This is a genomic window from Enterobacter sichuanensis (assembly GCF_009036245.1).
GTDB lineage: Bacteria > Pseudomonadota > Gammaproteobacteria > Enterobacterales > Enterobacteriaceae > Enterobacter > Enterobacter sichuanensis.
Genome location: NZ_CP027986.1, coordinates 1,227,921 through 1,251,386 on the forward strand (window position 1 = coordinate 1,227,921; position 23,466 = coordinate 1,251,386).

Here is a 23,466-nt window from a genome sequence, read left to right on the forward strand (position 1 = left end):
AAATGGAAAAGAAGATTGATATATTCCTAAAAAGTGTTTTTTGCATTACGAGAAATAAAAGAAGTCAAAGAGTGGCTGAATAAAGATTTTCGATGCCTGACGCGCGTTACAGCAAAGTGATGACTTGATTACCATCAAGTAACCAGTGAACTGTAAATTGCGTGTTTTCTTTAAAATCCGCCTGTGGGCGGGGCAGGGCCAGCGTAAGTGTTTTCTCATTAAGTCTTGTTATGCGGGCACAGTCAAAACCCATATACGTCTTCACTTGCGGAAAGAGTGCCTTAAACAAACTCTCTTTGGCGCTAAACGTCAGCGTCAGCGCCAGCGCGAAAGGGTAGCCCGAACGCGTCAGGCACATCGCTTCCTGCGCATCAATAATGCCGTCCTGGATTTCCCGGGCTTCACTGTCTGGAAGTATGGCTTCGCAATCAATACCCACCCTCGCATCGGGATGACGGACGACAACCGCCATTGCCTGCGTGCCGCTGTGGGTGATGCTGCCTGAAATGCCTTCTGGCCAGAGTGGTTCGCCGCTGGGGCCGATGCCGGGAACGGTATGTTCAGGTAAAGCATGCGAGGCGGCGATGCGACCGGCCAGATGCTCTGCTTTGCGTTTGCGTCCGGCGTTTGCAAGTTCAGCGTGATGGGGGAGCCAGAGGAGATCGGCTTCGGTGAAGGTCGTGGGATCGAAGGTGATGTGGTGGACGGTGTGGTTGGCGAGAATGAGCGTGCGGTGGGTGGTGTGCATGGTTTTCCCCTCACCCTGACCCTCTCCCCTGAGGGGAGAGGGAAGGATTGACTTCAGTGCCTTAAAAACGCGTATTCACGCTCATATACCAGGTGCGACCCGGTTCATTATACGTATACGCCCCTGCACCGTACATATACGCGCCGGTGGTGGCGTTACCCGTGGTCTGGGCATTACCCGCACGCCACTGTCGCTTGTCGAAGACGTTATCCACGCCGCCGGTCAGGCTGACGTTTTTGGTCATGTCCCAGGTCGCGCTCAGACCCACGATGCTGTAAGGGCTGACTTCGTCTTTCTCCGAGCCGGTCACCGGCTGACCTTTGTAGTTGTACTTCTTCGGCTGCTGCTTGCCGTACCAGGTGAAAGTTGACTGGAGCGACACGTCCTGATGGACCTGCCAGCTCAGGGTCGAGTTCAGCGTGTACTCCGGGATAATCGACAGACGATCGCCGGTCTCCTTGTTCTTGCTCTGCAGCATGTATGTAATATTGTTGGTCCAGTTAATGGTGTCGCTGACCGGCACGTTCAGGGAGCCTTCCAGCCCTTCAACCACTGCTTTCGGCACGTTTTCCCACTGGTAGATATCGGTCTGCACCTTACCGGAAGAGGTGTGACCAATCGGCGCGTAGCCCGCTTCAATCTTGTCGCGGTAGTCGTTGCGGAACCAGGTCACGCCCGCCAGCCAGCCGTCGCGCTTCCACTCCAGACCAATCTCTTTGTTGATACTGGTTTCGGCTTTCAGATCCTCATTACCCATCATGTAGCAGCCCACACCATCGGAGCTGGCGTAGCAGCCCTGGCCTTTGCTGTAGAGCAGATAGTTCGGGTTGGTCTGGTACAGGCTCGGCGCTTTGTAGGCGCGCGCGATCCCCATCTTCAGCGTGAAGTTATCCCCCAGACCTTGCGACAGGTTCAGGGACGGGCTCCAGTTGTTACCGACGATGGTGTGATGGTCGAAGCGCAGCGCCGGGGTCAGCATGGTGCTGTCGGTCAGCTCCATGTTGTTCTCGGCGAACAGGGAGAAAATTTCTGCCGAGGTGTACGGGCTGCGATCGTTACTCATCCCCGGGATGGTGCCGCCCTGCAGGGTTTGCGTGAAGGAGGTGGAGTCCTTCATGCGCTGCTGGTTCCATTCGGTGCCCAGCGTCAGGTTCTGGTTAACGAGGAAATCAATCGGCAGATTGATCTCGCTGTGCAACATCACGTCGGCCAGGTCAGTGTCGGTGAATTTATTGCTGTTGAACAGGCCTTCCAGACCTCCCGCCAGCCCTTCGCCCAGGCGGGAGTTGCGGGTGTGCTCGTACTGCGCCCAGTTGCTGGTGGTTATGCCGTTATCCCAGCCGCCGTTCCAGGTAACGGCGAAGTTCTGGCGATAGATACGGTTGGTCTCTTTGCCGTAATTCTTTTTCACCAGCGCGTTGTCGTTGTTGGTGTTCTGGGTATCACCCGCGTAGAGGTTGTTCTGACGGCTGTAACCTGCTTCAAACTCCAGGGACTGCATCGGCGCGAAGTCCCAGCGGACCACTCCGTTAATGCCTTTGTTCTCCACACCTTCCCGGCCAGCCGGCAGGGTATTGGCGTAGGCGCCGGTACGCTCAGACTGGTGACCCTGGTTGATGTCCCACGCGTCGGCTTGCGTTTTGTCCAGGTTACCAAACATGCGGAAGCTGAAATCGCCGCCAAGCGGGCCGCTCAGGCTGAAGTTGGTGCGTTTGGTGGAACCTTCGTCCTTGTGTTCTGGCGCATTCAGGTAGGTGTTCCAGGAGCCATGCCACTGGTCGTCGAACTTTTTGGTGATGATGTTCACCACGCCGCCTGCCGCACCGTTGCCGTAGCGCGCGGCTGCCGGTCCGCGGATCACTTCGATGCGCTCAATCATCTCTGGCGGTACCCAGCCGGTATCGCCGCGGGTATCACGCTCGCCGCGCCAGCCCAGACGGATAGAGTTACGGCTGGTCACCGGCTTGCCATCGATCAGGATCAGGGTGTTTTCCGGCCCCATGCCGCGAATATCAATCTGACGGTTATTCCCGCGCTGGCCGCTGGTGGAGTTCCCGGTCAGGTTCACGCCCGGCATGGTACGGATGATTTCCGCCACGTCGCGCGCGGGCGGGTTTTTACGGATCTCATCGGCGGTGATGGTTGATACCCCCGGTGCCTGCAGGTTCTGCTCGGCGGCGGTAATGACCATGGTGTCTTCGTGCTGCGCGGAGGCGTTGTTATCGTCTGCCAGCGCGGGCAGCGCGGCGCCGTAAATCCCTAAATTGACCAGCAAGGCCAGAGAGTGAATCTTCTTATTCATTGTACGTCCTGCTTTTATGGTTGTTTTATGAGCGCTTCCCACAGCGCGGCCACTACGCTATTGCAAATGCAAATAGTTATCAATAATATTATCAATAAAATTTGCTCTGAAACAAAAAAGACTGTTAAACATGAGGTTATAAGGGTGACGGCGTTAACAACGGGCAGTGAAGCGTGGTGGCAGTCGAAAAACGGGCCTGAATGGACACGGGAAAAAGGGAAATATCGCGTCACGTTCTGGTGGCGTGACCCGGCAGGAACGCAAAGAACGTCACCGATCAAACGCGTCTGGCTCTACGTCACCGGCGTGACCGATCACCACCAGAATGCCCGCCCGCAATCCCTCGAACGCATTCCTGATACCGACGTCTGGCAGTGGCAGGGCGAGTTCACCCCCGCGTGGCGCGGGAGCTACTGTTTTATCCCCTCTGTGAATGAAAACGATTTTGCCGACGCCGTGTTCGCAGGCCAGAAACCGGACCGCATGGCGCTGCGTGAAGGCTGGCGAAAACTGCTGCCGCACGCGGTGTCTGACCCGCTAAATCCGCAGAGCTGGCGCGGCGGGCGCGGCCATGCCGTCTCGGCGCTGGAGATGCCGGAAGCACCGGTTCAGCCGGGCTGGCAACATTCCGATACCCCTCACAACGCGCCGGTCTGCATTGAATGGGAAAGCGCGCGCCTGAAAAACCGCCGCCGAGTATGGATTTTTACCACCGGGGACGATAACCCTGAACGCCCGCTGGCCGTGCTGCTCGACGGTCAGTTCTGGGCCGAAAGCATGCCCGTCTGGCCTGCGCTGGCGTCGCTTACTGCCGGGCGCAAGCTGCCGCCTGCCGTCTACGTGTTGATCGATGCGATCGACATGGCGCATCGCAACAGCGAACTGCCCTGTAACCCCGATTTCTGGCTGGCGGTGCAGGAAGAACTTCTCCCGCTTGTCAAAAAACGCGCGCCGTTCAGCGACCGCGCCGACCGTACGGTGGTGGCGGGCCAAAGCTTTGGCGGACTCTCTTCCCTGTATGCGGGCCTCAACTGGCCGCAGCGTTTTGGCTGCGTGCTCAGCCAGTCCGGCTCCTACTGGTGGCCGCATCGCGGCGGGCAGCAGGAGGGACGCCTTATCGAACAACTCAGAGCGGGGGAGATAACCGCGCGTGGGCTGCGTATTGTCCTGGAGGCCGGGCGCAACGAGCCGCTCATTTTCAATGCGAATCAGGCGATTTACGCCGAACTGCATGCGCAACAGCAGGTTTACTGGCGTCAGGTTGACGGCGGGCACGACGCGCTTTGCTGGCGCGGGGGGCTGACGCAGGGGCTGATAACCCTCTGGCAGCCGCTTATTCAATAACGGAGTCTGTATGGAATTCAGCAATCCTTTCGATAATCCGCAGGGACAGTTCGCCATTTTGCAAAACGACCACGGGCAGTACAGCCTGTGGCCGCAGCAGTGCGAACTGCCGGCAGGGTGGCGTGTGGTGTGCGAGGCACAGTCCCAGGAAGCGTGCCAGCAGTGGCTGGCGGAACGCTGGCAAACGCTGGAACCGTCTCATTTTGCAAAGGGGAACGCATGAACCGTCTTCCTCTCGTCGCCGCCCAGCCGGGTATCTGGATGGCGGAACAGCTGTCCACGTTGCCAAACGCCTGGAGCGTGGCGCATTACACCGAGCTGAAAGGGGATATCGACGCGCCGCTGCTGGCAAAAGCCATTGCGGCAGGCATGATGCAGGCCGATACCCTGCGCACGCGCTTTACGCAAGAGAACGGTGAGGTATGGCAGTGGGTAGATGAAACCTTCATTCTGCCGGAACCGCCCATCGTGCGCGTCGACTCGCATGACGCCGCTATGGCGCTGATGGAGGCCGATCTCAACCAGAACCTGCGCGTTGACAGCGGCCAGCCGCTGGCGTTTCACCAGCTGATTCAGGTGGGGCAGCAGAGCTGGTACTGGTATCAGCGTTATCACCATCTGGTGGTGGATGGCTTCAGTTTCCCGGCCATTACCCGCCAGATTGCCGCAATTTATTCCGCATGGCAAAAGGGCGAACCCACGCCTGAATCTCCGTTCACGCCGTTTGCGGAGGTGGTGGAAGAGTACCAGCGCTATCGCGACAGTGAAGCCTGGCGGCGCGACGGTGCCTTCTGGGCCGAACAGCGCAAGCAGCTGCCTTCGCCGGTCTCGCTCTCTTCCGCGCCACTGCCGGGTCGTGCCGCGACAACGGATATCCTGCGCCTGAAAATCGTAACTGACGGTCGCGCCTTTAGCCGGCTTGTACAGGCGACAGGGCAGGTGCAGCGCGCCGAACTGGCGCTTGCGCTGGTGACGCTGTGGCTAGGGCGCCTCACCGGACGGCTGGACTACGCCGCCGGGTTTATCTTCATGCGCAGGATGGGATCGACCGCGCTGACCGCGACCGGGCCGGTGCTCAACGTCCTGCCGCTGGCGGTGAATATCAATCCGCAGGAAAGCCTGCCCTCGCTGGCGCTGCGCCTGGCAAACCAGCTAAAAAAAATGCGCCGCCACCAGCGCTACGACGCCGAGCAGATCGTGCGCGACAGCGGGAAAGCGGCGGGCGACGAGCCTCTGTTCGGCCCCGTGTTGAACGTGAAGGTGTTCGACTACCGGCTGGAACTCGACGGCGTGGAGGCCATCACCCACACGCTGGCGACCGGCCCGGTGAATGACCTTGAACTGGCGCTGTTCCCGGATGAACAGGGGGGACTCAGTATTGAAATCCTCGCCAGTAAGCTGCGTTATGATGAAGCGACGCTTACCCGTCATGTTGCCCGGCTGAACGCGATGCTCATGCAGTTTGCCGCCAACCCGGACCTGCGCTGTGGCGAGGTGGAGATCGTTTCAGAACAGGAGTACGCACAGCTCGCGCGCATCAACAATACCGGGCTGGCGCTGCCGTCCACTACGCTCGCCGATCTGGTGGCGGAGCAGGCAAGCAACACGCCTGATGCCCCCGCGCTGGCGGATGCGCACATCGAGCTTACCTATCGCCAGATGCGTGAGCAGGTGGTGGCACTGGCAAACCTGCTGCGCGAGCGCGGCGTGAAGCCGGGCGACAGCGTGGCGGTGGCGCTGCCGCGCTCGGTGTTCCTGACGCTGGCCTTGCACGGCATCGTCGAAGCGGGTGCCGCGTGGCTGCCGCTGGACACCGGCTACCCGGACGACCGCCTGCGGATGATGCTGGAGGACGCGAAGCCGTCCCTGCTCATTACCACCGACGAGCAGCGTTCGCGCTTTAGCGATCTGCCGATTCCCTCCTTTAGTTACAACACACTATTACCGACCACGGGTGCTGAGCCGCTGCGCCTGGCGAAGCCGGAGCAGACGGCGTACATCATCTTTACCTCCGGTTCGACGGGGCGTCCGAAAGGGGTGATGGTCGGGCATACTGCCATCGTTAACCGTCTGAAGTGGATGCAGGATCACTACCCACTGAACGCGAGCGACGTGGTGGCGCAGAAAACGCCGTGCAGCTTTGACGTTTCGGTGTGGGAGTTCTGGTGGCCGTTTATCGCCGGGGCGAAGCTGGTGATGGCCGGGCCGGATGCGCACCGCGATCCGCAGGCGATGCAGAGCTTCTTCGCGCACTACGGCGTGACTACTACCCATTTTGTGCCGTCGATGCTGGCGGCGTTTGTCGCCTCGCTGACGGCGGAAAACGTCGCGTGCTGCAACACGCTTAAGCAGGTGTTCTGCAGCGGCGAAGCGCTGCCGACGGCGCTGTGCCGTGAGTGGGAAGCGTTGACCCATGTGCCGCTGCATAACCTCTATGGTCCAACCGAAGCGGCGGTGGACGTCAGCTGGTATCCGGCGTTTGGCCCGGAACTGGCGGCCGTTGACGGCAACAGCGTGCCGATCGGTTTCCCGGTGTGGAACACTGGGCTGCGCATTCTGGATGCGATGATGCGCCCGGTACCGTTTGGCGTGGCGGGGGATCTGTATCTCACCGGCATCCAGCTGGCGCAGGGGTATCTGGGTCGTCCGGATCTGACCGCCAGCCGCTTTATCGCCGATCCATTCGCCCCTGGCGAGCGGATGTACCGCACCGGCGACGTCGCCCGCTGGCTGGACAACGGCGCGGTGGAGTATCTGGGCCGCAGCGACGATCAGCTGAAAATTCGCGGCCAGCGCATCGAGCTCGGTGAAATCGACCGGGCGATGCTGTCGCTACCGGACGTGGCCCAGGCCGTGGCGCACGCCTGCGTGTTCAATCAGGCGGCGGCAACAGGCGGCGATGCGCGCCAGCTGGTGGGGTATGTGGTCTCTGAATCGGGTCTGCCGCTGGATCGCGACGTGCTGCTGGCATCGCTCAAAGCACAGCTGCCGCCGCATATGGTGCCGGTGGTGCTGCTGCAAATCAGCGCGCTGCCGTTAAGCGCCAACGGCAAGCTCGACCGTAAGGCGCTGCCGCTGCCGGAGCTGACCAGCAAAACATCCGGTCGCGCGCCGGAAAGCGTAACCGAAATCGGCGTCGCGCAGGCGTTTGCCGCGCTGCTGGGCTGCGAGGTCAACGATACCGAAGCCGACTTCTTTGCCCTTGGCGGCCACTCGCTGCTGGCGATGCGCCTCGCGGCACAGCTGAGCCGCACGTTTGCCCGCAAGGTCACGCCGGGGCAGATTATGGTCGCCTCCACGGTCAGCAAGCTCAGCGCGCTGCTGGACTCGTCGATGAGCGACGCGCAGGCGCAGCGTCTGGGGTATGAAACGCTTCTGCCGCTGCGTGAGGGCGACGGCCCGACGCTGTTCTGCTTCCATCCGGCATCCGGCTTCGCCTGGCAGTTTAGCGTGCTGGCTCGCTACCTCAGCCCGCGCTGGTCAATCGTCGGCATTCAGTCGCCGCGTCCGGACGGGCCGATGCAGCAGTGCGCGGATCTGGATGAGGTAATCGAACATCACCTGAAAACGTTGCGCGCACAGCAGCCGCAGGGACCGTATTACCTGTTCGGCTATTCCCTTGGCGGCACGCTGGCGCAGGGCATTGCCGCGCGTCTGCGCGCGCAGGAGGAAGTCGTCGCGTTCCTCGGCCTGCTGGATACCTGGCCGCCGGAAACCCAGAACTGGGCAGAGAAAGAGGCGAACGGCCTCGACCCGGCAGTGCTGGCGGAAATCGAGCGCGAGCGACAGGCGTTTATCGCCGCTCAGCAGGGACAGGGCTCCAGCGAGCTGTTTAGCGCCATTGAGGGCAACTACGCTGACGCGGTGCGCTTGCTCACCACGGCACACAGCGCGCGCTTCGAGGGTAAAGCGACGCTGTTTGTTGCCGAGCGCACGCGCACGCTGGATCCGCAGCAGGCCTGGTCGCCGTGGGTGGGGGAGCTGGAGGTGTATCGCCAGGATTGTGCCCACGTGGACATCATTTCACCGCAGGCGTTTGAGAAGATAGGACCGGTGTTGAGGGGGATATTGGGGTAGTGAAACTGCCCGGTGGCGCTGCGCTTACCGGGCCTACGGGAGCTGAGTGTAGGCCGGGTAAGGCGAAGCCGCCACCCGGCAATTACCGCCGACCTAAAGGCACCACCAGCGGCGTTCCCGCCACTGGATCGTCAATAATCATGCAGCGCATGCCGTAGATCCGCGCGATCAGCTCTGGCGTCACAATCTCCTTTGGCGCGCCCTGCGCCACAATCTCGCCGTCGCGCAGCGCAATCAGATGCGTGGCGTAGCGGCACGCCTGGTTCAAATCATGCAGTACCGCCGCCAGGGTGTAGCCCTGCGTGCGGTTCAGCTCGCTCAGCAGCTCCAGCAGGTCAATCTGATGGCTGATATCCAGCCAGGTCGTCGGTTCGTCCAGCAGCATGATGGCGGTCTCCTGCGCCAGCACCATCGCGATCCACGCCCGCTGGCGCTGCCCGCCTGAGAGGGTGTCCACGCTTTGCAGCGCGAGATCGGTAATCCCGGTCGCCCGCATTGCGCGGTTCACCGCCTCCTCATCCTCTTTACGCCAGCGGGTAAACAGCGGCTGGTGCGGGTAGCGCCCGCGCGAAACCAGCTCCAGTACCGTGATGTCTCCCGGCGTGGTGGCGTTCTGCGCCAGCAATCCGATGCGCCTGGCCACCTCTTTGCTGGGGAAGCGCTGGATCTGCTCGCCGTCGAGGAATACGCTGCCCTCAACGGGCGTCATCAGGCGGCTCAGCGTGCGCAGCAGTGTCGATTTACCGCAGCCGTTCGGGCCGATAATTGCCGTAAAATGGCCGTCCGGGATCGCGACGGTTAAATCACGGGCAATGATTTTTTTGCCGTAGCCGAGGGTGAGGTTTTCGCCGCGCAGGCGGGAGGTGGTATCGGTCATTTCTTGCGTGACTCCTGAACGAGCAAGACGATGAGGTAAATCCCGCCGAGGCTGACGGTCACGACGCCCACCGGCAGTTGATAAGGCATAAACAGCTGCCGGGCGCAGAGATCCGCGGCCAGCAGCAGCACCGCACCGCACAGCGCCGCCTGGGTCAGACCCCAGCGCGCGGTGCCGCTAAGACGACGGGCGATATGCGGTGCCACCAGGGCGATAAATGAGATTGGCCCGGCGATGGCCGTAGCGGCAGCGGTCAGCAAGACCGCCACCAGCATCAGCATCAGGCGCGAGCGCTCAACGCCGACACCCAGCGCGCAGGCGCTGTCATCGCCCATCTCCAGCAGGCGCATGCGCCGCACCAGCAGCAGTGCGGCAATAAACATCAGCACAATCAATGGCGCGGCGGGCCAGGTTTTGCCCCAGGTCAGGCCGTTGAGCGAGCCGGCGTACCACAGCCCGGCGGAGAGCGCGGTTTCCAGCGAGGCCTGCAGCAGCAGCCAGGTATTAAACGCCATCAGCATGGCGCGCACGCCGATACCGATGATGATCAGGCGGAAGGTGTCGATACCGTTGCGCCAGGCAAGCAGCCAGATAAGCAGGGATGTGAGCATGCCGCCCGCCATCGCCGTAAAGGTGATGGCCGTCAGGTGCTGACCAAACAGCACCATCGCCACCAGCACGCCGCTCCAGGCGCCGGTATTGAGGCCCATCACGTCCGGGCTGCCGAGCGGGTTGCGCATCAGCGACTGGAATATCGCACCGCTGACGCCGAGCGCCGCGCCCACCAGAATCGCCATCGCCACACGCGGCAGTCGCCATTCGGTGACCACCAGGGAGAGGTTGCGCGGTGCGCTGCCGAGCAGGGCGTTAAAGACCTGAGTAAAATCGAGCGTGACCGCGCCGCTGCGCAGGCTCCAGACCGCCAGCAGCAGAATGGCGATAAGCAGCAGCGCGACGCTGGTCATTAAACGACGGGACGGGGCCATCATGCAGCACCTCCGCGTTTACGGCGCACAAGGAAGATCAGCACCGGCGCGCCGATAAAGGCGCTGACCACCGAGACGCGCAGCTCGCCGGGTACCAGAAGACGACCCGCAACATCGGCCACCAGCAGCAGGGCGGGCGTTGCCAGCAGCGTCACCGGCAGCGACCAGCGGTGATCCGCCCCCACCAGCCAGCGCGCCATGTGCGGCATCATCAGGCCGATAAAGGCTATCGGGCCGACAACCGCCGTCGCGCTGCCGCATAAAACGGTGATGATCAGTAATCCCGTCAGCTGGGTCCGCGCCACGCGGTTGCCGAGCGCGGTGGCGGTGTCGCTCCCGAGACTCAGGCTGTTCAGCGCCCGGCTTAACAACAGCGCCACGGCGGCGGCGATAACCACCGGGATCGCCACCACTTTTAAGGTGTCCAGCGTGCGGATATCCAGCGAGCCGGCCTGCCAGAAACGCAGCCGATCGTAGACGTCCGGGTTGAGCAGGGCGATGCCGCTGGATAACCCTTCCAGCACCGCGCCGAGCGCCACGCCTGCCAGCGTTAAGCGAACCGGACTCAGCTGGCCGCCTCCCTGGCTGCCGGTAAACGCCACCACCAGCGAGGCGGCCAGCGCGCCGCAGAAGGCCATCACCAGTTGTTCAGATGGCGAGGTCAAACCGAGCAGCGCCGCGCCGAGCACGATGGCAAAGCTGGCTCCGGCGTTAACGCCGAGAATGCCGGGGTCTGCCAGTGGGTTACGGGTGAGGGTTTGCATCAGCGCACCGGCAAGACCGAGTGCGCCACCGGCCAGCAGCCCGGCGAGCGTACGGGGCAGGCGGGCGTCGAGCACGATAACGCAGTCGGCGCTCTGGCAGGTGCCGGTGAGCGCATCAACGATAATGGATGCAGGCAGCGGCTTCGCGCCGACCAGCAGGCTGAGTGCAATCGCCAGAATTAACAGCAGCAATAAAACGGGCACGGCAAGGGCGCGCACCGAAGAAGAGGAAAACGACATAGCAACATCCATGATTTGATAATGATAGTGATTATCGTTATCTATCTTATTTGGCTATGTTAGCATGTGCGCCCATGGAAAGGGTAGAATTACACTCAAGGCTTTGTCATGAATCAAAAATCCTGGCTGCTCAACCTCAGCCTGCTTAAAACACACCCGGCGTATCGCGCTGTGTTTATCGCCCGCTTTATCTCCATTTTGTCCCTCGGCCTGCTCGGCGTGGCCGTGCCGGTACAGATCCAGACCATGACGCACTCCAGCTGGCTGGTGGGCCTGTCGGTCACCTTAACCGGTGGGGCGATGTTTATCGGCCTGATGGTCGGCGGCGTGCTGGCGGACCGCTACGAGCGTAAAAAGCTGATCCTGCTGGCGCGCGGCACCTGCGGGGTGGGGTTTGTCGGGATGTGTCTGAACGCCTTGCTGCCTGAGCCGTCGCTGGTGGTCATTTACGCGCTTGGCCTGTGGGACGGTTTCTTTGCCTCGCTAGGCGTGACGGCGTTGCTGGCGGCCACGCCTGCGCTGGTGGGGCGCGAAAACCTGATGCAGGCCGGGGCGATTACCATGCTCACCGTCCGTCTGGGTTCGGTGATTTCGCCGATGGTGGGCGGTCTGCTGCTGGCAACGGGTAACGTAGCCTGGAACTACGGGCTGGCAGCGGCGGGCACGTTTATCACCACGCTGACGCTGCTGCGCCTGCCGCTTCTGCCCCCGCCGCCGCAGCCGCGCGAGCATCCGCTGAAATCACTGATGGCGGCCATTCGTTTTCTGTTCAGCAACCCGCTGATCGGCGGGATTGCGCTGCTCGGTGGCCTGCTGACCATGGCGAGTGCGGTGCGCGTGTTGTACCCGGCATTGGCGGGCGAGTGGCAGATGAGCGCTTCGGAGATAGGCATTCTCTACGCCGCCATTCCGCTCGGCGCGGCGTGCGGTGCGCTGACCAGCGGCAACCTGGCGCAGACCGCGCGTCCGGGATTGATTATGCTGCTTGCCACGCTGGCCTCGTTTATCGCCATTGGCTTCTTCAGCCTGATGCCGGTGTGGGCGCTGGGCGTGATGTGCCTGGTGATTTTCGGCTGGCTGAGCGCTATCAGCTCGCTGTTACAGTACACCCTGATCCAGACCCAGACGCCGGAAGGGATGCTGGGGCGTATTAACGGCCTGTGGACCGCGCAGAACGTGACGGGCGATGCCATTGGTGCGGCGATCCTCGGTGGCCTGGGGACGATAATGACCCCGGTGGCGTCGGCGAGCAGCAGCGGGTTTGTATTAGCCGCTATTGGCGGGATCTTATTGATGTCGTTGGCAGAATTGCGCCGATTCAGGCAGGAGGTTGTGTTTAATAACGGTGCGGCCTGATGCCCTCACCCCGGCCCTCTCCCACAGGGAGAGGGAGGGAAAATACCTACTTAAACAATGTATTCAATCTGTCTAACACTAGCATCGCGCTGTAATAGTCCAGACGGAACGTCTCGGTTCCCAGCGCCCAGACGCGCTTGTTCTTCACCGCTGGCAGATGCGCCAGCAGCGGGTTGGTGTAAATCGCCTCCACGTCTTTCTCGTCGCCGGCAAACACAAACAGCCCTTCGCCGTTGAGCCCCGTCGCCAGGCTTTCACCGCCTAACTGAATAATGTCGTGGCGTTTGCCCTGGCTTTTTGAGGTATGCAGCCCGGCAGGCAGACCTGCCAGCGTAAAGCCCAGCTGGTGCAAAAGCTTGCCCTGGGCCGATTCCGCGGTCCACAAATTGGCGCTGTGTGCGGCGGCGGTGTAGACGATGGCGTTCACCGGCTGCGGCGGCAGTGTCATCTGCTGCTTCACCTGCGCAAGTTGTTTATCAAATGCGGCAATGCGCCCAGCGGCCTGCTTTTCCTGACCCGTAATAGTACCGAGCTGCGTCAGCAGTTCCTGCCAGCTTTTGTCGTCGTAGTTGATGACAAGCGTCGGGGCGATGGCGGAGAGCTGGTCGTACAGCGCCAGGGCGGAATCCCCGCCGGTGGCGCTGATCAAAATCAGGTCCGGCATCTGGGCTGCCACCGCTTCGGCGTTCGGCTCACCGATGTACAACCGCGCGACCTTACGCTGTTTCGCAATATCACCCCACTGGCGCAGGAAACCCTGCGCGTCCGCCACGCGGTTGTTGGGCGCGGTTGCGCCGCTCGCGACAACCGGGGCGTCAATCGCCAGCAGGGAGCCGGTTAAGGTCACGCTGGTGGAGACAATACGCGTCGGCTTGCTCTCCAGGGTATGCACGCCGCGGCTGTCGGTCACCTGGCGGGGCCAGTCGGCGGCGGTGGCTGAGGTAAGTCCTAAAACAAAAAGTCCTAATAAAAGCAGGGGAGTACGGTAAACGGCAGGGCATCTCACAGCGCGGTATCCTGTTTTTGTTGAAGATAATGCTTCTCATTTTCAAGGTTGCCGCGCAGGGATGCAAGTTTTTGTCGCACAAGTTATTTGCCCGACGGTTGACAGCGAAGCGATGTGGGATTAGGTTAGCCGACGAAAATATAAATGATAATCATTATTGCTTCTTTTATCATTTTGAGGAGGATGATATGGATACGTCCCTGGCTGAGGAAGTTCAGCACACCGCAAGCACGCTGCAATCAGACCGCTTTTTCTTTATGTCGCCTTACCGCAGCTTTACCACGTCAGGCTGCTTTTCCCGCTTCAATGAGCCCGCCGTCGGCGGCGACGATCCGACGGGTCACTTCCAGCAAAAATTAGCCCAGGCCTTCCGGAATGCCAAAGCCAGCGGTATCGCTCACCCGGTGATGGTAGGGGCGATCCCGTTCGATACCCGCAAGCCCTCATCGCTGTTTATTCCGCAGCACTGGCAGACCTTTTCCCGTCCTGCACGTCAGCAGTCCGCGCGCTATTTTTCCGGCTCGCAGACGCTGAAGGTGGAACAACGCACCGAGATCCCGCCGCAGCCCGTGTTTGAAGAGATGGTCGCCCGCGCCGCATCGCTCACCGCCACGCCGCAGGTGAACAAAGTGGTGCTGTCGCGCCTGATTGATATCGCGACCGACAAGCCGATGGACAGCGGCGCCCTGATGGAGCGTCTTATCGCCCAGAACCCGGCGAGCTTTAATTTCCATGTACCGCTGGAAGACGGCGGGGTGCTGCTCGGGGCAAGCCCGGAGCTGCTGCTGCGCAAAGAGGGGGCGCACTTTAGTTCGCTGCCGCTGGCTGGCTCGGCGCGCCGCCAGCCGGACGATGTGCTGGATCGTGAAGCGGGCAATAAGCTGCTGGCCTCCGAAAAAGACCGCCATGAGCACGACCTCGTGACCCAGGCGATGAAAGCCATTCTCGCGCCCCGGAGCCATCACCTCAGCATGCCGGACTCTCCGCAGCTGATCACCACGCCGACGCTGTGGCACCTGGCGACGCCCGTGGAAGGCGAGGCGCGCGAAAACGAGAACGCCCTGACCCTGGCCTGCCTGCTGCACCCGACGCCAGCCCTGAGCGGTTTCCCGCATCAGGCGGCAAAAGCGCTGATTGCCGAGCTGGAGCCGTTCGACCGCGAGCTGTTCGGCGGCATCGTCGGCTGGTGCGACAGCGAAGGCAACGGCGAGTGGGTGGTGACCATCCGCTGCGCGCGGCTGCATAAAAATCGCGTTCGCCTGTTTGCCGGTGCGGGCATTGTGCCTGCCTCCTCCCCGGTGGGCGAGTGGCGTGAAACCGGTGTGAAGCTCTCCACCATGCTCAATGTTTTTGGTTTGCACTAAGGAAGACTGATGACCATTCCCTTTACCCGCTGGCCTGAGGCGTTCGCCCGGCGCTACCGAGAAAAAGGCTACTGGCAGGATCTGCCGTTAACCCACATCCTGACCGATCGCGCGGACAGCGATGCGGTGGCGATTATCGATGGCGAACGTCGCGTGACCTACCGCGCGTTTAATCAGGCCGTGAACAACCTGGCCTCAGCGCTTCAGGCGCGCGGGTTGCAGCGCGGCGAGACGGCGCTGGTACAGCTTGGCAACGTGGCAGAGTTCTATATTACTTTCTTTGCGCTACTGCAAATTGGCGTCGCGCCGGTTAACGCGCTCTTTAGCCACCAGCGCAGCGAGCTGAACGCTTACGCCCTGCAAATCAAACCCGCCGTGCTGATCGCCGATCGCGACCACGCGCTGTTCGCAGGCGATGATTTCCTCAATGCTTTCGTGGATGAACACCGTTCGGTACGCGTCGTCCTGCTACGCGGTGACAGGGGTGAGCATGCCCTGGAGGCGGCGATCTCCCGCCCGGCGGATAATTTTATTGCCAACCCGACGCCCGCCGATGAAGTGGCCTTCTTCCAGCTTTCCGGCGGGAGCACCGGCACGCCCAAGCTCATCCCGCGCACGCACAACGATTACGACTACAGCATCCGCCGCAGCAACGAAATTTGCGGCATTACCGCCGACACTCGCTACCTCAACGCGCTGCCTGCGGCGCATAACTACGCCATGAGCTCGCCGGGATCGTTAGGGGTCTTTACCGCGGGCGGCTGCGTGGTGCTGGCGAGCGATCCGAGCGCCACGCTCTGCTTCCCGCTGATTGAACAGCATCAGATTACTGTCACCTCGCTGGTTCCTCCGGCGGTCAGCCTGTGGCTGCAGGCCATCGCCGACGGGGTGGGCAACGCGCAGTTCACGTCTCTCAAATTGCTGCAGGTGGGTGGCGCGCGTCTTTCCGCCACGCTCGCGGCGCGTATTCCGGCGGAGATGGGCTGCCAGCTGCAGCAGGTGTTCGGCATGGCGGAAGGGCTGGTGAACTACACCGCCCTCGACGACGCGCCCGAGCGCATCATCAACACGCAGGGTCGCCCGATGTGCCCGGATGATGAAGTGTGGGTAGCGGACGAGCACGGCAACCCGCTTCCGCGCGGGGAAGTCGGTCGTCTGATGACGCGCGGGCCCTATACCTTCCGCGGCTATTTTAACAGCCCGGAACACAACGCCAGCGCCTTCGACGCCGAGGGTTTTTACTGCTCGGGCGATCTGATCGCCATCGATGAGCAGGGCTACATCACCGTGCAGGGGCGTGAGAAAGATCAGATCAACCGCGGCGGCGAGAAGATCGCCGCCGAAGAGATCGAGAACCTGTTGCTGCGCCACGAGGCGGTGATCCACGCCGCGCTGGTGAGCATGGAGGACAGCCTGCTTGGCGAGAAGAGCTGCGCGTATCTGGTGGTGAAACAACCCCTGCGCGCGGTCGAGGTGCGTCGCTTCCTGCGCGAGCAGGGCGTTGCCGAATTCAAGCTGCCGGACCGCGTGGAGAGCGTGGATGCGCTCCCGCTGACGCCGGTCGGCAAAGTTGATAAGAAACAGTTGCGCCTGTGGCTGGCTGAACGCGCCCGGGGCTGAGGAACAGAGTATGACTATCCCAAAATTAACCGCTTACGCGCTGCCAACTGCCGCAGAGCTGCCAACCAGTAAAGTGAACTGGGCCTTTGAGCCTGAGCGTGCCGCGCTGTTGATCCACGATATGCAGGAATACTTCCTGAACTTCTGGGGCGAAAACAGCGCGATGATGCAGCAGGTGGTGGCGAACATCGCTAAACTTCGCGCGTACTGCAAAGCGCATCATATTCCGGTGTACTACACCGCCCAGCCGAAAGAGCAGAGTGATGAAGACCGCGCGCTGCTCAACGACATGTGGGGGCCGGGCCTGACCCGCTCGCCTGAGCAGCAGCGTATCGTCTCTCAGCTAGCGCCGGACGAAGCGGACACCGTGCTGGTGAAGTGGCGCTACAGCGCGTTTCACCGCTCGCCGCTGGAGCAGATGCTGAAAGAGACGGGCCGCAACCAGCTGCTGATTACCGGTGTGTACGCCCACATCGGCTGCATGACTACCGCCACCGATGCCTTTATGCGCGACATCAAACCGTTCTTTATTGCCGACGCGCTGGCGGATTTTACCCGCGATGAGCATCTGATGTCGCTGAACTACGTGGCCGGGCGCTCTGGCCGCGTGGTAATGACCGACGACCTGCTGCCGTCGGTTCCGTCCTCAAAAGCCGCGCTGCGTGAGATGATCCTGCCGCTGCTGGACGAGTCCGACGAGCCGATGGATGACGAAAACCTGATCGACTACGGTCTGGACTCGGTGCGTATGATGGCGCTGGCCGCCCGCTGGCGCAAAGTGCATGGCGACATTGATTTCGTGATGCTGGCCAAAAATCCCACTCTCGACGCCTGGTGGGCGCTGCTCTCCCGCGAGGTGCAGTAATGGGATTTGACTTCACCGGTAAAACCGTCTGGGTGACGGGGGCGGGTAAAGGCATTGGCTATGCGACGGCGCTGGCGTTCGCTGAGGCGGGCGCACAGGTAACCGGGTTCGACCTGGTGTTTCCGCTGGGCGATTATCCCTTTGCGACCGAAGCGCTGGACGTGGCGAATGATGCGCAGGTCAGCGAGGTGTGCGGTCGTTTGCTCACTACCGTTGAACGTCTGGACGTACTGGTTAACGCGGCCGGTATTCTGCGGATGGGGGCAACCGACCAGCTCTCGCAGGCGGACTGGCAGCAGACCTTCGCGGTCAACGTTGGCGGCGCGTTTAACCTGTTCCAGCAGACGATGGGCCAGTTTCGCCGTCAGCAGGGCGGGGCGATTGTGACGGTGGCTTCGGATGCGGCGCATACCCCGCGTATTGGCATGAGCGCCTACGGCGCCTCGAAAGCGGCGCTGAAAAGCCTGGCATTGACCGTCGGGCTGGAGCTGGCGTCCAGCGGCGTGCGCTGCAACCTGGTGTCGCCGGGTTCAACGGACACCGATATGCAGCGCACGCTGTGGAAAAGCGACGATGCAGAGCAGCAGCGCATTCGCGGCTTTGGCGAGCAGTTTAAGCTCGGCATTCCGCTCGGCAAAATCGCCCGTCCGCAGGAGATTGCGAGTACGGTGCTGTTCCTCGCCTCCGATGCCGCCAGCCATATCACCCTGCAGGATATTGTGGTGGACGGTGGCTCCACGCTGGGGGCGTAATGATCTGGAAACGTCATTTATCCCTCGATGAACTGAACGCGACCAGCATGAACACCCTGGTGGCGCATCTTGGCATCGTCTATACCCGCCTCGGTGACGACACGCTGGAAGCGGAGATGCCGGTGGACGCAAGAACCCACCAGCCATTTGGTCTGCTGCACGGCGGAGCCTCGGCGGCGCTGGCGGAAACGCTCGGCTCGATGGCCGGGTTTCTGATGACCCGGGACGGGCAGAGCGTGGTGGGAACGGAACTTAACGCCACCCATCATCGCGCGGTGTCGCACGGTAAGGTGCGCGGAGTGTGTCAGCCGCTGCATCTGGGGCGTTCCAGCCAGAGCTGGGAGATTGTGGTCTTCGACGAGCAGGGACGGCGGTGCTGTACCTGCCGGTTGAGTACGATGGTGCTGGGTTAGTGTTGTGCGGCCAGCGGCCCTCACCCTAACCCTCTCCCACAGGGAGAGGGGACAGTGTCGTGCAAAATTAGAGCATTGAAACGACGCGCTTAAGTAACCGAATTCTCGGCGCTATGGACGCTTTATCCAGCCACTCCGCGGGGCTGTGGAACCCGGCGCCAACGGGCCCGAAGCCGTCAAGCGTCGGGATGCCGAGCGCCGCGGTGTGGTTGGCATCGCTGCCGCCGCCAACCGCCTGCCAGGTAATGGCGATACCTTCCGCTTTCCCCGCCGCTTCAACCTGATGCATCAGCGCCTGCGTGGCAACGCTTGCTGCCATCGCCGGTTTGTGGTTGACCCGCGTCAGCGTGGTGGTCACGCCGTCTAAAAAGCCTTTTTCACATAACGCCTCCAGCGCCTGATTTACCCGGTCGTACTCATCGTTTTCCCAGAAGCGGACGTCCAGTTCGGCCACAGCTTTATCGGCCACCACGTTGGCCGCGCTGCCGCCCTGTATCACTCCAACGTTCAGCGTGGTACCGCGATCCCAGTTCGTCAGGGCATTAATGGCGATAACGCTGTTCGCCAGGGCGGCGATCGCCGAGCGGCCCTTTTCCGGGTCGTTACCCGCATGCGCCGCCACGCCGCTAAAGGTGAGGTGATAGCCCGCCATGCCTTTCCGCGCTTTCACCAGCGAGCCGTCGGCGCGGGCGGCTTCGCAGACCAGCACGCAGCGGGAGCGTTTTGCCAGCGCGCCAATCCATTCGTGGGAATAGACGGAACCCGTCTCTTCGTCCGGGTTCATCGCCACGGCTATCGCCAGACGTTCTTTGTCAGCGGTGTCCAGTTCGCGCATTGCCCATAAAATATTCAGCAATCCGCTCTTCATATCCGAGACGCCGGGGCCGTACAGACGAGTATCGTCCTCGCTCAGCGGGCGCCCGGCCACAGTACCGGGGGCAAACACGGTGTCCAGATGGCCCACCAGCAGCACGTCAAACTGTTGTGCCTGCGGCTTGTTGCTGACGAAAACGCCGGGACCCACCTTGTCGCCCAGGTTCACCTGTTCGGTATGCCAGCCCTCGCGCTGCCAGAGCTGCTGCATAATGGCTGCCACGGTGGCGACGCCTGCAATCGTCTGGGTTCCACAGTCTACGTTCACCAGGCTTTTCAGTTCTTCGATGTAATGGTCAAGATTCATGTTCACGTCCTGTTCAGAGAATAATGCGCATCAGCAGCATGGCTAAGAATGCGTTGACTACCGAGATGGCGATCATCAGCGGAATGCGCCTGGCGCGGGTGCCGATCACCCCCAGAATGCGGCCCAGGTACTGCACCTGCGAGCCCATCAGGTAGATGGCAGGCGCCAGAATCGCCAGGTGCTCGCCGGTGAGAATGCCCTTATCAAACAGGCCAATGGCGACGCCTATCCCACCGCCCATCGACATCCAGCCGCCAATCAGCACAGCGGCGGCTTCGCCCGGCAGGCCAAACAGCCCCATCAGCGGGGCGAAGAGCATCCCCAGTCCTTTTAGCGCGCCGGTGATCTCCAGCGCTTTGATGATGATAAACGCCATTACCACGTTGGGCAGGGTGCTGCTGGTGGCAATGCTCCAGCCTTTGCGTGCCCCCTCGACGAAGACATCAGTGATAACCGGGTTGGATTGTGGAGCACTCATGCGGCGTCTCCTTTAGCAGTGCAAGAGAGGAGCAAACGCAGCAGATTTGCCCCCACGATTTTCATGATGAACATCACAGCGATGCAGGCGCCGATGGAGGTGGGAACGGCAGCCGTGCCGTCGACGGCCACCAGCGTAAAGAGGATGGCGCCGGAGGAGAAAAAGTTGGTGATCATCGCCCCGGCGGAAAACTGGAACATGGCGAAGACATCTTTCTCTTTTTCGCTGATTTGCCCTTCATCAGACAGGTTTCGGGTGAGGGACGCGCCCACGTCGGTGCTTTGCAGGCTGCCTATCAGCGCCAGCCCGGTGGTGCCGGGAATGCCCAGCAGGGGGCGCAGCAGCGGGGTTAAGAGCTTGCGGGCGGCACGCAGGGCGCCGTAGTGCTCCAGCACGTTGATCATCCCAAGCGCAAACATCACGGCCGGAATGAGACCGAGCGCGAAGAGAAAGCCGTCCATCGCACCGCTGCCGCCTGTGCCGCGAAAGGCGCTGCTGGCCGTCGTCAGAGTGCCATCCTCCAGGCTGGCTTTACTGACCACTTTGCCAAACGCACCGTTAAGGGTGGTGAAATCAAACACGCCGTACCACTCTTTTCCGCCCAACAGGCCAGAGAAGAAGACGGCTGCAAACGCCAGGGCGAAGTACGCGCCGGGCCCGACCTTACTATCCTGAGGTACTGAACTGTTCATATCCTTTTCCTTGTGTGCACGCGATTGCGCAGGGTCATTCTGGCGGGGTTGTGGGCAAAAAAAATGATACAAATCATCCCGTAAGGCCGGGGCGGGACGAAAAAGGCAAAAGTGTGACCGGTGACGGTACGAAAGTGATCGGCTTAACAATGTGGTGTAAATGTCTGGTTTGACCACGCATTATTGCGTTTCAAAGTTGTTAAATTTTCGCTGTTGTTCTAGAAACAAAATGTAACATCTCACTGTTTCACAACAACGGATCACCATTATGAACAACTCAGGGAAACACCTTTTATGGGCAGGGCTCTCCGTTGTGGGAGCCTTTGCCCTGGGTTATATCGCCCTCAACCGGGGGGAACAGATCAACGCGCTGTGGATCGTCGTTGCCTCCGTCTGCATGTACCTGATCGCGTACCGTTTTTATGGCCGCTATATCGCGAAGAACGTTTTAGCGGTTGACGCCACGCGCATGACCCCCGCCGTTCGCCATAACGACGGGCTGGACTACGTTCCGACGGACAAGAAAGTGCTGTTCGGTCACCATTTTGCGGCGATTGCCGGAGCGGGCCCGCTGGTGGGGCCGGTGCTGGCGGCGCAGATGGGCTATTTGCCGGGGATGATCTGGATCCTCGCCGGCGTGGTGCTGGCAGGGGCGGTGCAGGACTTTATGGTGCTGTTCGTCTCCACCCGCCGCGACGGCCGTTCGCTGGGCGAGCTGGTGAAAGAGGAGATGGGGGCCACCGCCGGGGTGATTGCGCTGGTGGCGACCTTTATGATCATGGTGATCATCCTTGCTGTGCTGGCGATGATCGTGGTGAAAGCGCTGACCCACAGCCCGTGGGGGACCTACACCGTCGCGTTCACCATTCCACTGGCCATTTTTATGGGGATCTACATTCGTTACCTGCGTCCGGGACGCATTGGTGAGGTGTCGGTCATTGGTCTGGTGCTGCTGGTATTCGCCATTATCTCCGGCGGCTGGGTAGCGGAAAGCCCGACCTGGGCACCGTTCTTTGACTTTACCGGCGTACAGCTCACCTGGATGCTGGTGGGCTACGGCTTTGTGGCGGCGGTGCTGCCGGTGTGGCTCCTGCTGGCCCCGCGTGATTACCTCTCCACCTTCCTGAAAATCGGTACCATCGTCGGGCTGGCGATTGGCATTCTGATTATGCGCCCGACCCTGACCATGCCTGCGCTGACCAAATTCATTGACGGCACCGGCCCGGTCTGGACCGGCAACCTGTTCCCGTTCCTGTTTATCACCATCGCCTGCGGTGCGGTGTCGGGCTTCCACGCGCTGATCGCCTCCGGCACTACGCCGAAGATGCTGGCGAATGAAAATCAGGCCTGCCTGATTGGTTACGGCGGCATGTTGATGGAGTCTTTCGTGGCGATTATGGCGCTGGTCTCCGCCTGCGTTATCGACCCGGGCGTCTACTTCGCGATGAACAGCCCGATGGCGGTTCTGGCGCCGGCGGGCACCGCTGACGTTGTGGCGTCTGCTGCTCAGGTGGTGAGCGGCTGGGGCTTTGCGATTACCCCTGATACGTTAACGAGTATTGCCAGTGAAGTGGGCGAGCAGTCCATTATCTCGCGAGCGGGTGGTGCGCCTACGCTTGCGGTCGGTATGGCGTATATCCTTCACGGTGCGCTGGGCGGGCTGATGGATGTGTCGTTCTGGTATCACTTCGCCATTCTGTTTGAAGCGCTGTTTATCCTGACGGCGGTGGATGCGGGAACCCGTGCGGCGCGCTTTATGCTGCAGGATCTGCTGGGGGTGATCTCCCCGAATCTGAAGCGTACTGAGTCGTTACCGGCGAACCTGCTGGCGACGGCCCTGTGCGTGCTGGCGTGGGGCTACTTCCTGCATCAGGGCGTGGTCGACCCGCTGGGTGGGATTAATACCCTGTGGCCGCTGTTCGGGATTGCCAACCAGATGCTGGCAGGCATGGCGCTGATGCTGTGTGCAGTGGTGCTGTTTAAGATGAAACGCCAGCGTTATGCGTGGGTGGCGCTGGTACCAACGGCCTGGCTGCTGATTTGTACCCTGACGGCGGGCTGGCAGAAAGCCTTCAGTCCGGACAATAAAGTGGGCTTCCTGGCGATTGCCAACAAGTTCCAGGCGATGATCGACAGCGGCAAGATCCCGGCGCAGTACACGGAATCACAGCTGTCGCAGCTGGTCTTTAACAACCGTCTGGATGCCGGGCTGACCATCTTCTTTATGGTGGTGGTCGTGGTGCTGGCGTTGTATTCTCTGAAGACCGCGCTGGCGGCGCTGAAAGAAGACAAGCCGACGGCGAAAGAGACACCGTATGAGCCAATGCCTGAAAACCTGGAAACGATTGTCACCCAGGCGAAAGGGGCGCATTAACCTTTGTGCCGGGTGACGGCTTCGCCTT

General features: G+C 61.3%; 19 protein-coding genes. 10 read left to right on the plus strand and 9 right to left on the minus strand.

Annotation, left to right across the window (positions count from 1 at the left end; genetic code table 11):
• Positions 1 to 106: 106 nt before the first annotated feature.
• Together entD and C1N69_RS05750 are read right to left on the minus strand one after the other, a co-directional pair.
• Entirely contained in the window at positions 107 to 748 is a 642-nt protein-coding gene (gene entD / locus C1N69_RS05745; protein WP_155030826.1) for an enterobactin synthase subunit EntD, read from the minus strand.
• Between the two features lie 61 nt (positions 749 to 809).
• Complete coding sequence (locus tag C1N69_RS05750; RefSeq protein ID WP_155030827.1) at positions 810 to 3,050, minus strand: TonB-dependent siderophore receptor; 2,241 nt, start codon at positions 3,048 to 3,050, stop codon at positions 810 to 812.
• Between the two features lie 144 nt (positions 3,051 to 3,194).
• Between C1N69_RS05750 and fes the strand changes: the two genes are divergently transcribed.
• The 3 genes from fes to entF are packed head-to-tail and all read left to right on the plus strand — an operon-like array spanning position 3,195 to position 8,471.
• On the plus strand, positions 3,195 to 4,394 hold the full coding sequence (gene fes, locus C1N69_RS05755) for an enterochelin esterase (protein ID WP_095452351.1): 1,200 nt from the start codon (positions 3,195 to 3,197) through the stop codon (positions 4,392 to 4,394).
• 10 nt (positions 4,395 to 4,404) lie between these two features.
• Positions 4,405 to 4,617 carry an MbtH family protein gene (locus C1N69_RS05760; RefSeq protein WP_047957984.1) on the plus strand — a complete coding sequence of 71 codons (213 nt, stop codon included), beginning with the start codon at positions 4,405 to 4,407 and terminating at the stop codon, positions 4,615 to 4,617.
• Entirely contained in the window at positions 4,614 to 8,471 is a 3,858-nt protein-coding gene (entF, locus tag C1N69_RS05765) for an enterobactin non-ribosomal peptide synthetase EntF (RefSeq protein WP_155030828.1), read from the plus strand. Before C1N69_RS05760 ends, entF begins: the two co-directional genes overlap by 4 nt.
• 82 nt (positions 8,472 to 8,553) lie before the next feature.
• On the opposite strand, the gene fepC is transcribed toward entF, so the two are convergent.
• Genes fepC through fepD form a run of 3 tightly spaced genes read right to left on the minus strand, consistent with a single transcriptional unit; the run spans position 8,554 to position 11,338 of the window.
• Positions 8,554 to 9,348, minus strand: a complete 795-nt coding sequence (gene fepC / locus C1N69_RS05770) for an iron-enterobactin ABC transporter ATP-binding protein (RefSeq protein WP_155030829.1) — start codon at positions 9,346 to 9,348, stop codon at positions 8,554 to 8,556.
• Complete coding sequence (fepG, locus tag C1N69_RS05775; protein WP_155030830.1) at positions 9,345 to 10,337, minus strand: iron-enterobactin ABC transporter permease; 993 nt, start codon at positions 10,335 to 10,337, stop codon at positions 9,345 to 9,347. Before fepG ends, fepC begins: the two co-directional genes overlap by 4 nt.
• A complete protein-coding gene (fepD, locus tag C1N69_RS05780) occupies positions 10,334 to 11,338 on the minus strand; it encodes a Fe(3+)-siderophore ABC transporter permease (RefSeq protein ID WP_155030831.1) in 1,005 nt (334 codons plus the stop codon). The genes fepG and fepD overlap by 4 nt, the downstream gene beginning before the upstream one ends.
• A 108-nt stretch (positions 11,339 to 11,446) precedes the next feature.
• Here fepD and entS point away from each other — a divergent pair, with 108 nt between their 5' ends.
• Positions 11,447 to 12,694: an enterobactin transporter EntS gene (gene entS / locus C1N69_RS05785; RefSeq protein ID WP_155030832.1), complete on the plus strand. Its 1,248-nt coding sequence runs from the start codon at positions 11,447 to 11,449 to the stop codon at positions 12,692 to 12,694.
• Positions 12,695 to 12,740: 46 nt separating this feature from the next.
• On the opposite strand, the gene fepB is transcribed toward entS, so the two are convergent.
• Positions 12,741 to 13,700 (minus strand): Fe2+-enterobactin ABC transporter substrate-binding protein, encoded by a 960-nt coding sequence (gene fepB, locus C1N69_RS05790; RefSeq protein ID WP_155030833.1) that lies wholly within the window; start codon positions 13,698 to 13,700, stop codon positions 12,741 to 12,743.
• 188 nt (positions 13,701 to 13,888) lie between these two features.
• Here fepB and entC point away from each other — a divergent pair, with 188 nt between their 5' ends.
• From entC to entH, 5 genes are read left to right on the plus strand one after another with little or no spacing between them, the layout of a single operon-like run.
• The gene (gene entC / locus C1N69_RS05795) at positions 13,889 to 15,064 is read left to right on the plus strand and encodes an isochorismate synthase EntC (protein WP_094919554.1); all 1,176 of its coding nucleotides are present in this window, start codon (positions 13,889 to 13,891) and stop codon (positions 15,062 to 15,064) included.
• A 9-nt stretch (positions 15,065 to 15,073) separates the two neighbouring features.
• The gene (gene entE, locus C1N69_RS05800) at positions 15,074 to 16,684 is read left to right on the plus strand and encodes a (2,3-dihydroxybenzoyl)adenylate synthase EntE (protein ID WP_155030834.1); all 1,611 of its coding nucleotides are present in this window, start codon (positions 15,074 to 15,076) and stop codon (positions 16,682 to 16,684) included.
• Between the two features lie 10 nt (positions 16,685 to 16,694).
• Positions 16,695 to 17,549 carry an isochorismatase gene (locus C1N69_RS05805; RefSeq protein ID WP_155030835.1) on the plus strand — a complete coding sequence of 285 codons (855 nt, stop codon included), beginning with the start codon at positions 16,695 to 16,697 and terminating at the stop codon, positions 17,547 to 17,549.
• Positions 17,549 to 18,301 (plus strand): 2,3-dihydro-2,3-dihydroxybenzoate dehydrogenase EntA, encoded by a 753-nt coding sequence (gene entA / locus C1N69_RS05810; protein ID WP_155030836.1) that lies wholly within the window; start codon positions 17,549 to 17,551, stop codon positions 18,299 to 18,301. Before C1N69_RS05805 ends, entA begins: the two co-directional genes overlap by 1 nt.
• On the plus strand, positions 18,301 to 18,714 hold the full coding sequence (entH, locus tag C1N69_RS05815) for a proofreading thioesterase EntH (RefSeq protein WP_047957995.1): 414 nt from the start codon (positions 18,301 to 18,303) through the stop codon (positions 18,712 to 18,714). Before entA ends, entH begins: the two co-directional genes overlap by 1 nt.
• Positions 18,715 to 18,781: 67 nt before the next feature.
• Here the strand turns inward: entH and C1N69_RS05820 are convergent, their stop codons facing one another.
• From C1N69_RS05820 to C1N69_RS05830, 3 genes are read right to left on the minus strand one after another with little or no spacing between them, the layout of a single operon-like run.
• Positions 18,782 to 19,894, minus strand: a complete 1,113-nt coding sequence (locus C1N69_RS05820; protein WP_104556701.1) for a M20 family metallopeptidase — start codon at positions 19,892 to 19,894, stop codon at positions 18,782 to 18,784.
• Positions 19,895 to 19,907: 13 nt separating this feature from the next.
• On the minus strand, positions 19,908 to 20,372 hold the full coding sequence (locus C1N69_RS05825) for a YjiG family protein (protein WP_045286221.1): 465 nt from the start codon (positions 20,370 to 20,372) through the stop codon (positions 19,908 to 19,910).
• A complete protein-coding gene (locus tag C1N69_RS05830; protein ID WP_047957997.1) occupies positions 20,369 to 21,064 on the minus strand; it encodes a nucleoside recognition domain-containing protein in 696 nt (231 codons plus the stop codon). The genes C1N69_RS05825 and C1N69_RS05830 overlap by 4 nt, the downstream gene beginning before the upstream one ends.
• Positions 21,065 to 21,332: 268 nt before the next feature.
• On the opposite strand from C1N69_RS05830, the gene cstA reads away from it, so the two are divergent.
• Positions 21,333 to 23,438 (plus strand): pyruvate/proton symporter CstA, encoded by a 2,106-nt coding sequence (gene cstA / locus C1N69_RS05835; RefSeq protein WP_155030837.1) that lies wholly within the window; start codon positions 21,333 to 21,335, stop codon positions 23,436 to 23,438.
• Positions 23,439 to 23,466 lie beyond the last annotated feature (28 nt).

What these genes read in the sequence shown, in the direction of transcription:
- entD (WP_155030826.1), bottom strand. Translation starts at nt 748, where the DNA reads ATGCACACCACCCACCGCACGCTCATTCTCGCCAACCACACCGTCCAC.
- C1N69_RS05750 (WP_155030827.1), bottom strand. Translation starts at nt 3,050, where the DNA reads ATGAATAAGAAGATTCACTCTCTGGCCTTGCTGGTCAATTTAGGGATT.
- C1N69_RS05760 (WP_047957984.1), top strand. Translation starts at nt 4,405, where the DNA reads ATGGAATTCAGCAATCCTTTCGATAATCCGCAGGGACAGTTCGCCATT.
- entF (WP_155030828.1), top strand. Translation starts at nt 4,614, where the DNA reads ATGAACCGTCTTCCTCTCGTCGCCGCCCAGCCGGGTATCTGGATGGCG.
- fepC (WP_155030829.1), bottom strand. Translation starts at nt 9,348, where the DNA reads ATGACCGATACCACCTCCCGCCTGCGCGGCGAAAACCTCACCCTCGGC.
- fepG (WP_155030830.1), bottom strand. Translation starts at nt 10,337, where the DNA reads ATGATGGCCCCGTCCCGTCGTTTAATGACCAGCGTCGCGCTGCTGCTT.
- fepD (WP_155030831.1), bottom strand. Translation starts at nt 11,338, where the DNA reads ATGTCGTTTTCCTCTTCTTCGGTGCGCGCCCTTGCCGTGCCCGTTTTA.
- entS (WP_155030832.1), top strand. Translation starts at nt 11,447, where the DNA reads ATGAATCAAAAATCCTGGCTGCTCAACCTCAGCCTGCTTAAAACACAC.
- entC (WP_094919554.1), top strand. Translation starts at nt 13,889, where the DNA reads ATGGATACGTCCCTGGCTGAGGAAGTTCAGCACACCGCAAGCACGCTG.
- entE (WP_155030834.1), top strand. Translation starts at nt 15,074, where the DNA reads ATGACCATTCCCTTTACCCGCTGGCCTGAGGCGTTCGCCCGGCGCTAC.
- C1N69_RS05805 (WP_155030835.1), top strand. Translation starts at nt 16,695, where the DNA reads ATGACTATCCCAAAATTAACCGCTTACGCGCTGCCAACTGCCGCAGAG.
- entA (WP_155030836.1), top strand. Translation starts at nt 17,549, where the DNA reads ATGGGATTTGACTTCACCGGTAAAACCGTCTGGGTGACGGGGGCGGGT.
- entH (WP_047957995.1), top strand. Translation starts at nt 18,301, where the DNA reads ATGATCTGGAAACGTCATTTATCCCTCGATGAACTGAACGCGACCAGC.
- C1N69_RS05820 (WP_104556701.1), bottom strand. Translation starts at nt 19,894, where the DNA reads ATGAATCTTGACCATTACATCGAAGAACTGAAAAGCCTGGTGAACGTA.
- C1N69_RS05825 (WP_045286221.1), bottom strand. Translation starts at nt 20,372, where the DNA reads ATGAGTGCTCCACAATCCAACCCGGTTATCACTGATGTCTTCGTCGAG.
- C1N69_RS05830 (WP_047957997.1), bottom strand. Translation starts at nt 21,064, where the DNA reads ATGAACAGTTCAGTACCTCAGGATAGTAAGGTCGGGCCCGGCGCGTAC.
- cstA (WP_155030837.1), top strand. Translation starts at nt 21,333, where the DNA reads ATGAACAACTCAGGGAAACACCTTTTATGGGCAGGGCTCTCCGTTGTG.